The organism is Pseudoclavibacter sp. JSM 162008 (assembly GCF_041366455.1).
Lineage (GTDB): Bacteria > Actinomycetota > Actinomycetes > Actinomycetales > Microbacteriaceae > Pseudoclavibacter.
Genome location: NZ_JBEWYX010000033.1, coordinates 1 through 8,436 on the forward strand (window position 1 = coordinate 1; position 8,436 = coordinate 8,436).

The 8,436-nt window shown below is 65.5% G+C and carries 7 protein-coding genes and 1 pseudogene; 7 read left to right on the forward strand and 1 reads right to left on the reverse strand.

Annotated features, from left to right (window positions below; genetic code table 11):
- Positions 1–121: 121 nt before the first annotated feature.
- A pseudogene (locus tag ABVF28_RS17045) lies at positions 122–1,588 on the forward strand (heavy metal translocating P-type ATPase); the annotation flags it as partial.
- A 112-nt stretch (positions 1,589–1,700) separates the two neighbouring features.
- Here ABVF28_RS17045 and ABVF28_RS17050 read toward each other — a convergent pair.
- Complete coding sequence (locus ABVF28_RS17050) at positions 1,701–2,513, reverse strand: M23 family metallopeptidase (protein ID WP_371031432.1); 813 nt, start codon at positions 2,511–2,513, stop codon at positions 1,701–1,703.
- A 564-nt stretch (positions 2,514–3,077) separates the two neighbouring features.
- On the opposite strand from ABVF28_RS17050, the gene ABVF28_RS17055 reads away from it, so the two are divergent.
- The 6 genes from ABVF28_RS17055 to ABVF28_RS17080 all read left to right on the forward strand — a co-directional run bounded on the left by ABVF28_RS17055 (position 3,078) and on the right by ABVF28_RS17080 (position 8,163).
- Complete coding sequence (locus tag ABVF28_RS17055; protein ID WP_371031433.1) at positions 3,078–3,506, forward strand: hypothetical protein; 429 nt, start codon at positions 3,078–3,080, stop codon at positions 3,504–3,506.
- 88 nt (positions 3,507–3,594) lie between these two features.
- Positions 3,595–4,209, forward strand: a complete 615-nt coding sequence (locus ABVF28_RS17060) for a DUF305 domain-containing protein (RefSeq protein ID WP_371031434.1) — start codon at positions 3,595–3,597, stop codon at positions 4,207–4,209.
- Positions 4,210–4,493: 284 nt separating this feature from the next.
- Positions 4,494–5,156, forward strand: a complete 663-nt coding sequence (locus tag ABVF28_RS17065) for a recombinase family protein (protein WP_371031435.1) — start codon at positions 4,494–4,496, stop codon at positions 5,154–5,156.
- A gap of 196 nt (positions 5,157–5,352) precedes the next feature.
- Positions 5,353–5,913, forward strand: a complete 561-nt coding sequence (locus ABVF28_RS17070) for a hypothetical protein (RefSeq protein WP_371031436.1) — start codon at positions 5,353–5,355, stop codon at positions 5,911–5,913.
- 873 nt (positions 5,914–6,786) lie between these two features.
- Positions 6,787–7,149: a M23 family metallopeptidase gene (locus ABVF28_RS17075; RefSeq protein WP_167349018.1), complete on the forward strand. Its 363-nt coding sequence runs from the start codon at positions 6,787–6,789 to the stop codon at positions 7,147–7,149.
- A 108-nt stretch (positions 7,150–7,257) separates the two neighbouring features.
- On the forward strand, positions 7,258–8,163 hold the full coding sequence (locus ABVF28_RS17080) for a cytochrome c oxidase assembly protein (protein WP_371031437.1): 906 nt from the start codon (positions 7,258–7,260) through the stop codon (positions 8,161–8,163).
- Positions 8,164–8,436: the final 273 nt, after the last annotated feature.

An 8,436-nucleotide genomic window follows, 5' to 3' on the forward strand; every position in this document is an offset into this window, starting at 1 on the left:
CACTCCGCGATCGGCCAAATCACCCCGAACAGCTACGAGACCGCCTACACGGCGACCACATCCGCTACCCTCGCGGAAGCGGCATAACCGAACCGACACCGTGTCCACGATCGAGGGTCAAGGCCCGAGCGTTCCTGCCGACGGCGTGATCGTCGACGGGCAAGCCGACATGGACGAATCCATGGTGACCGGCGAATCGAGCACGGTCGCACGAGGTGTCGGTGATCCGGTCACCGCGGGCACCGTCGCGACTGATTCCGGGCTCCGTGTCGCCGTGAGAGCAGCCGGCGAGGACACGACGCTCGCCGGGATCCAGCGGCTGGTCACCGATGCGCAGAACTCCACGTCGCGCGCGCAGCGAATCGCGGATCGCGCCGCAGCCTGGCTTTTCTGGTTCGCGCTGATCGCCGCAGCCATCACAGCGCTCGTGTGGACACTGCTCGGCTCTCCGGATGCGGCCGTCATCCGCACCATCACCGTCTTAGTGATCGCCTGCCCCCACGCCTTGGGGCTGGCGATCCCACTGGTGGTGTCGATCGCAACCGAACGCGCAGCACGAGGTGGCGTGCTCATCAAGGACCGCCTGGCGCTCGAGAGCATGCGCACCGTCGACGCCGTGCTTTTCGACAAGACGGGCACACTGACCAGAGGGGAACCGATCGTGACGGCCATCGCCCCTACCACTGGGCATTCCGTTGAGCAGGTCCTCGCGCTCGCCGCTGCCGCCGAATCCGACAGCGAGCATCCACTCGCCCGGGCGATCCTGCGCGCAGCCGCGGACCGGGAGCTGTCGGTGCCCACCGTTAGCGGGTTCAGGTCATCACCCGCCGTCGGCGTGCGCGCGGACGTGGATGGCGCGGAGATTCGCGTGGGTGGCCCCCGCCTCCTGGCGGAGCTCGGCGAGGAGGAACTCGACGCGTCCGCCGAATGGAAGGCCGCGGGCGCGATCATCCTGCACGTCGCGCGAGAGGGCCGCGTCATTGGAGCGCTCAGTCTTGCCGACGAGATCCGTCCCGAATCCCGCGAGGCCGTCGACGCACTCCACAAGCTGGGCGTGGAGGTCGTCATGATCACGGGCGACGCGCAAGCGGTCGCCTCAGCCGTCGGAGACGAGCTCGGCATCGACCGCGTCTTCGCGGGGGTGCGTCCCGAGGACAAGTCAGCGAAGATCGCGGAACTGCAGAGCGAAGGCAAGAAGGTCGCGATGGTCGGTGATGGTGTGAACGATGCCCCTGCCCTCGCGCAGGCGGATGTGGGCATCGCGATCGGTGCCGGAACGGATGTGGCCATCGCGTCGGCCGGCGTGGTCCTCGCCAGCGATGACCCCCGTTCGGTGCTCTCGGTCATCGAGCTCTCGCGGGCGAGCTACCGCAAGATGCGGCAGAACCTCTGGTGGGCAGCAGGCTACAACCTGCTATCCGTCCCGCTCGCCGCGGGTATCCTCGCCCCGATTGGGTTCGTCCTTCCCATGTCGATCGGCGCGATCCTCATGTCCGCGTCCACCGTCGTGGTCGCCCTCAACGCGCAGCTGCTTCGACGCCTCGACATCGCTCCCGCGCTCAGCGCACGACGCATCCTCGACCGATAGCGAGCGGGAGTCACGTGCGCGACTGGGGTGGGTTCCCGCCCCGACCGCGCAGGCCACTCCCTGGCGCAGCTGGGGCACGGCACGGTGCGCGCCGGCTGGTGGGCTGCGTGGGTTAGGCACTCGCGCCTTGCAGGGGTGGGGAAACGACGGTGCTGGGGGTGTTGTACTGCTTGAGGAACGCGAGGCCGTCGAGCTTCTGACCTGCGGAGTCTTGGACTTCGAGGTGCAGATGCGGCCCTGTGGATGTGCCGGTGTTGCCGACTTGGCCGATCTGGTCGCCCACTCCGACCACGGCTCCCACCTGGAGCGTCGCGGAGCCCTCGAGCATGTGTGCGTACACGCTCCGGTACGTGGCCCCGTCGATGACGTGCTCGAGGGTGATGTTCACTCCCAGACCACCGTTGTCCGTGGAGGTGACGCTCGTGACGACGCCATCCGCGATCGCCCCGATGGGTGTGCCCTGGGCTGGCGCGAAGTCCACGCCCATGTGGTTCGTACTTCCGATGCCGCCCGGGGAGACCCGAGGTCCGAAGTCGTCCGTAATCGCGACACCGACCGGGAACGGCCACTGCACGGGGGCGGACAGGTTGTTCGTGAACGCGCCGTTGTCAACCAGCGTCGCGAGGTTCGCGGTGGCGGCCGACCCCACCGTCGTCACCGAGTAGACGGAGTCGCGCTCACGCGCGCTCGTTCCCTCACCGGTCACGGTGAGCGTCTGGCTTGGAGTACCGGACGCGGGCTGCACGAGCGCCGCCGCTCCCGTTTCGGCAACTCGATCATGGCTCGTCGGGACTGCCGTGGCTGGTAGTGCAGCGAACGCGGCGACACTGCCGGCAATCCCCAGCCCGAGCACGCCACCCGCGACGCGGAGCGCGGTCTTGCCACTGCGGTGGGGGCGTCCCGAACGGATCGTCGCGCCCTCCACATCGAGATTGTGGAGGCCAGTGCCCTCACACTCCGAGGATTCTGCGTCGACCTCAGCCAACACCAAAGCGGACGTGGGGCTCTGGTTGGTCTCCGGCCGGCTCGCCGGAACACTGGTTGGAAGGCTGGCCGTGGCCGTGGCCGTGGGCGCTGGTGCTGGCGACTCGTGCCGGCCGGTGCGACCCGCGCGCTCCGCGTCACGTCGCGCGCGTCGCGTCGACAGAACCGGGGCTGCACTCGTGACCGGGCCACGACCCGCCTCGGTCAAGGCGCGCTCCTGCGCGCGCAGTTCCCGACGAGTACTCGCGTGTGAGTCGTGGTGCATGTGGACACTCCCGCAGATCAAGCCGCCCCCGGATGGGAGCCGCCCGGCAAAGATAACAGAATTATCACGTTTATCTCGGATCGATAACGTAGAGTCCTGGTGGGCGTCACGGGCGGTGGACGATGAGCGGGCAACACACGGAAATTGCCGCCAGTGATCGGGTACCCTCCGGGGGTAACTGCTGGGCATGCAATGAAGAGAGGTGGCGTCGTGGGGATCACTCCTGAACGACCTCGCGGCATGCTGGCACGTACCACCGTCACGGTGCTCCTCCTCCTGGGGATACTGCTCGGGCTGGCGAGCGTGCACGCGCTCGCGACTCACTCTCTGCACGAAACCGCGCACAGCCACACCCTCATCAGCGAACCAGCAGGACACGCTCCGTCGGTCACGCAGGCAGGCCACGCTGCCGCCCTCCAGCACGGCGAGCAGCGAAGCGTCGTGCCCGTCATGCCCTGCACTGACTGCCTCATGGGGCCAGCGGGCATGATGGTCGCGCTGTGCGCAGCCCTCCTCCTCACTGTGGCCGCCGCCATCCCCTTCCGCCACCCTTCGACGGGGACGACCGGGGCTGTGGCCACGGCGTGGCCGTCTCGAGACCCCACACCCAGTGCCCAGTTCCATGTCTTCCGCATACCCCTGACCGTTCTGACTGTCTGCCGGATCTGATTGCTCGTCCGGTCGCGCCGCGACCGCTCCGCCCCCTCGGGAGCAACGTGCAGATCCCCATCCACAGAATCAGATCGGACAACCCCTCATGAAGCACTCACGCATCGTGCTGCTCGCAACGACCACGCTCGCCGCAGCCCTCGCCCTGGCCGCGTGCTCACCCACCAGCGCACCCGACAACATGGGCGGCATGGACCACAGCACCATGACCGAAACCACACCATCACCCTCATCCGCGGCAACCGGCGACGCCAACGACCAGGACGTGATGTTCGCGCAGATGATGGTCCCCCACCACGAACAAGCCGTCGAGATGTCGGACACGATCCTCGCCAAGAGCGACATCGACCCCGAGGTCACCACCCTCGCCGAGGAAATCAAAGCCGCACAGGGACCCGAGATCGAACAACTCAACCAATGGTTGAGCGACTGGGGCACTGAGTCCATGTCCGGAATGGACCACAGCATGGACGGCATGATGAGCGACGAGGACATGGCGAACCTCGAGGCCGCTACCGGCGACGAGGCATCTCGCTTGTTCCTCGCGCAGATGATCGAGCACCACGAAGGAGCCGTCACGATGGCTCAAGAAGAAGTCGACAACGGTCTGAACTCGGACGCCACAGCCCTCGCCCAGACAATCGTTGACACACAAACAACCGAGATCGAGACCATGAGAGAGCTCCTCATCTCCCTCGCGTAACGCACAGTCAGCGACGTTACCCACAGGTGCCCCGGGCGCAGTGCACACCAGCACCAGTCCGGGGCACCTCTAACGCCCTACGAATCCCCAAGCCAGGAACACGAGCAACACAGCACAGCTCGCTACTGAAAGGGAGCTCCGCGACAGGGAGCAATGACCATCTCCCGACACGCAAAGCTGAAACCTACAAGCCGGTTTCCCGAGGATCGCGATTCTCATAACCATGTGTCACAACTAGGTCGCTAGAGTCGCGCAATCATCGTTGGTTTTGCGACAGGAGAATCGTGCCCAAACTCATTGGCTACGCCCGCGTTTCGACTCGACGCCAGGACACCGACCGGCAGGAGCTCGACCTCCGGGCAGCTGGAGTGCGCGCTGACGACCTTTATGTCGATCGGGGAGCGTCTGGCGCAAATGCGTCGCGGCCCTACTTGGACACAGCACTGCGAGCCCTGGAGCATGGAGACACGCTCGTGGTGACCACCCTCGACCGTCTTGGGCGCTCGACTGGCAACATGCTGACGTTGGCGGAGGAGCTCCGCGCCACTGGCGTCGCACTGCGGGTGCTGAATCTCGGTGGGGGAGACGTGGACACCTCGACCCCCATGGGGTCGATGGTGTTTACCGTGATGGCCGCGCTCGCGCAGATGGAGCTCGAAATCAAGCGCGAACGAGTGCTGGACTCCGTGAGCAAACGACGAGCTGCTGGAGCCGACCTCGGGGGACGACCCCGGAAGATCAGCGACAGCCAACTGAACAACGCCGCGCACCTGATCGCGGCTGACGTGCCGGCGTCTGAGGTCGCCCGCAACCTTGGCATTTCGCGCGCCACCCTCTACCGACGCCTGCAGACTGCCAAGCCGGCCGTCGTCGAGCCGCCGGAAGTTACAGAGGGCACGCACCCTCCGACCCTAGGCGGCCTGACGGTTCCGATCAAGCGCCTATAGCTCGCCTCGCGCGCTACGACTTCCACGTTCAGTGGATTGAGCCCCTCTTGGGGTGCGCCACGTCTGTGAGCCCCCGGCCTCGCGCACTTCGCGACTTGACAGATGACATCGAGGCTTCCGCCGGAGCCGTTTGGCTGTTCACGCCTGGCCCTATCGTGTCAGCATGCGTAAACGTGCTCTCGTAGCCTTCACCGCCATGTTCGCCTTGACGGGATGCGCCTCGGCCCCGCTGGACTCGACCTACGGCCCGACAGCGGGGGAAGATCCGACTCAGGCATCACCGTCGTTGCCCACCGAGTCGCCCGTCAGGAACGAGCGGGGCAACATCGTGAAGACGACCGGTGAGCCGATGCGGATTGGAGCCGCGGGAGACACTGGGGTACTTGCCGAGTTCGCGGTCACGAGCATCGTGGTCGGACCGTCCTGCACCGGCGATCCCAGCGTCGAACCCGAGAACGGGTTCTTCGTGCAGTTCAATTTCGAGGGCCGGACAGCCCCCGATCTTCAGGAAAGCGTGAAGCTTGACCCGTCGGTCTGGACTGCGGTGGATGACCAGGGCGCACTGCTCGACGGACAAGTGGGGTCAGCTGCGGCTACGAGTTGCCTCGAGGCGGACGCCTACTTGCCCACTGCGATCGGGCCTGGAGAGTCCGTGCACGGGGCGATCGTGTTCGACCTCCCCACCCCCGTAGGCGCAGTGATACTCACGGGGCCAAACGCCCTGACTGGCATCGAATGGGCGTATCCCCAGGAGTAGTTCTCGCCCCAACGTCACGCTGACGTCGACCCACGGGGCAGGCGACAGCACTCACTGTCGTTATTTGCCTGTGATAATCGTGATGTTTCTGTTACCGTAATCTCGGATCCCGATCAGCGGGCAGACGACTTGCAGGAGACACGCGACATGCAGCCGGACCCCATGCCACTGACTCGACGAGCAGCTCGCGAGAGCGAACGGCAACTCCAGACGACGGGGCTTCGAGGCACGTCCGAGGCCGGAGCCTCGTTGCCCGAGGTGTTCGCTTCTCGCCGCGCCCGTCGCGAAGCTGAACGAGCTCACATTGCCCCTGCCGAGCGAGCGCAGACCTATCCGAAGGTTCCCGCAGCAGCGTCGGACGTCGCTGTGGAGACTCCTGCGAGCTTCGAGCGCAACGAACGGGCTGCGCAGGAAGCCGGCGCTGCGGACAAGCAACCGTCCAAGCGTGAGGCGTCCAGCTCACGGCGAAATGCTCGTTCCCTGCTCGTGCGCAGCGGTATCGGGGTCGCAGCCCTTGGAGTAGCAGGGAGCCTCGCAGCGTTTACGACCCTTCCAGCCGCAACGATGGCGGTCCAGCAGGACCTTGCCGTGGGGTCTGAGTCCGCCGCGCTAGCGAACGCGGTCTCGAGCTTGCCCAGCCAGACACTGACAGTCACCGATAGGAAAGCAACTCCGAGCGATCGTGGCTCGGCCTACGCGGTGACAACGATGGGGTCCGCAACGGTCGCGAACCTCAGCGGGGGACTGACCGACCGAGGAACGTTCAGCAACGACCTGACAGCGACTGTGCAGTGGCCCTTCCCGGTCGGGGTTCCAATCACGGATGGATTTGGGCCTCGCGTCTCGCCAGGCGGCATCGGTAGCACGAACCACATGGGACTGGACTTGGCTCCAGCCCAAGGAACGCCCATTGGTGCGATCGCCGGGGGCACGGTTGTCAGCGTCACCCCGGTGGACAACGGCGGGTTCGGCGTCAACGTCGTTCTTGAGCATGTCATCAACGGACAGACCTACCAGAGCAGGTATGCCCACATGCTGCAAGGCTCCGTGACGCTGCAACTGGGCGACGTGGTGAAGGTTGGCGATCAGGTCGGACTCATCGGCAACACAGGCGTATCCACCGGCCCGCACCTGCATCTCGAACTGCAGGACGCGTCCGGACAGAAAATCGATGCCCAGGAGTTCCTCAAGCAGAACAACGTGCCCTCCACCGTGGTCACGATCCAGGGAGAATAGTCAGCACCACCTGCAGCCCAAGCTGCTGGGTGCAACAGCTTCCAACCCCACGCCGGAACGTGCTGGTGCGGAGATGAAGCAACGTCACTAGATCCCAGGAGAGTCGTCGTGCAGTTCGAGATCGCGGACCTCCTCTCCTTCCGCAACGCTGCGACGTCACCGTTGGCGTGGTTGGCGGTACTCCTGCTGGCCGCATACCTGGCGGGCGCCATCAGACTGTGGCGCGCCGGGCGCGGGTGGTCGATCCTCAAGAGCGTGAGCTTCGCGCTCGGCTGCATGCTGCTGTTCAGCGTTACCGGTTCAAGCACCTCTGAGTACGCTCGAGAGCTGGTGTCGGTGCTGATCTTCCAGCAAGTCACAGTGATGGTCTTCGTACCACCGCTGCTGCTCATCGGAGCCCCGAGCCGGCTGCTGTTGCGGGCGACGCCGCACGTGGGAGCTGGTCGAATCGTGCTGCGCACCGCGCTGAGTGCATACCGCTCGAAGCTGGCCTACGCGCTGCTGAACCCGGGCGTCGCGATTGTGATTCCGATCATCGTGTTCCCCGCGTTCTACTTCACCGGGGGGGTGAGCTGGGTGATGAGCGTGCCGGGCGGGCACGACGCATCCATGCTCGTGTTCCTGCTACTCGGCGTCATTGGAGCCGTTCCCCTCTGGTCCACCGACCCGCTCCCGCGGGTACCGTCGTACCCCGCACGCCTGCTGAACGCCTTCATCGAAATGCAGGTCCACGCGGTCTTCGGGCTCGTGCTCTTGATCATGAACACGCCACTGTTCAGCTGGTACGCAAACCGCTCCGAGACATTGGGCATCTCACCGATCGTCGACCAGGCCATCGGTGGCGGCGTGGCGTGGGCATACGGAGGCCTCCCACTGTTCATCGTGCTCATCGTCACGCTCTCGAAGTGGTGGAGCCGGGACCAACGCTCCTCCCGTCGCCGTGAGGAGCTCGAAGACGAGCAGCTTCGCCTGCACAACGCAGCCCTCGCCGCCCGCTACGGAAATCAGCGCTGACCCTCTCCTGCCGGAGAGCATCTCTTAGGCGCAAGAGCAGCGGAGGGACCCGGTCGGCATCCCACCCGCCAAAGTACCGCGCGACTGAGTCACTGTTCTGGTCTCGCGAGCGGCCGATCGTGCGCAGCTCAACGACGGGGTCATTGCGGCTCATCGCGTTTGAGAGTGTAGGAGTGGGGGAGTGCGTCGTTGCGCTGGTAGAGGTCGAGGTCTCCCATGATGGAAGTTCCTACACACCCATCCGAGAGACCTCGACATGCGTAACGCTACCCT

Coding starts and splice junctions, on each gene's coding strand:
- ABVF28_RS17055 (WP_371031433.1), top strand. CDS start 3,078: ATGCTGGCACGTACCACCGTCACGGTGCTCCTCCTCCTGGGGATACTG.
- ABVF28_RS17070 (WP_371031436.1), top strand. CDS start 5,353: ATGTTCGCCTTGACGGGATGCGCCTCGGCCCCGCTGGACTCGACCTAC.
- ABVF28_RS17075 (WP_167349018.1), top strand. CDS start 6,787: ATGGGACTGGACTTGGCTCCAGCCCAAGGAACGCCCATTGGTGCGATC.
- ABVF28_RS17060 (WP_371031434.1), top strand. CDS start 3,595: ATGAAGCACTCACGCATCGTGCTGCTCGCAACGACCACGCTCGCCGCA.